Consider the following 445-nt stretch of genomic DNA (forward strand, 5'->3'; position numbering starts at 1 on the left):
TAACCTAGTAGAAAACGCAGACTTTTCTTACTCTCTTACAGATCCATTTCCATGGAGACAAAACCCAGAATCTGATAGCGGCGATAAACTAGCATCTACTGTTGATAGAAAAACAGCATATAAAATAGTTGGAGTTGTAGGAAAGAAAAAGAATATATCACAGGAATTTAATATTTCAGGTAAAGCAGGAGATAGTTTTATAGTGTCTGGTTGGGCAAAGGGGAGTTCAGTAGCTTTAAGTGAGGAATCTGTACCTGATGAAGAAGCCAGACGCTTTGCATTGGGAGTTGGCCTAGAAAAATAATCTACTGAAGCTGATTGGTTTGTAATTCCTTTTAATGAAGATATAGATGATTGGCAGTATGTATCTAGTGTAATTGTAGCAAAAAGTGACTATAGAAAGGTAAGCATATATGGAGAATATTATAATAATCTTAATGAAGCT

The 445-nt window shown here is 35.1% G+C and carries 1 protein-coding gene; it reads left to right on the top strand.

Annotation, left to right across the window (positions count from 1 at the left end; all coding sequences use genetic code 11):
- Positions 1-304: hypothetical protein (locus tag N4T77_RS20150; protein ID WP_261673645.1), on the top strand; the 304-nt coding region annotated here is incomplete at its 5' end.
- Positions 305-445: the final 141 nt, after the last annotated feature.

It is taken from the genome of Clostridium sp. CX1 (assembly GCF_025398335.1).
Classification (GTDB): domain Bacteria; phylum Bacillota; class Clostridia; order Clostridiales; family Clostridiaceae; genus Clostridium_AM; species Clostridium_AM tanneri.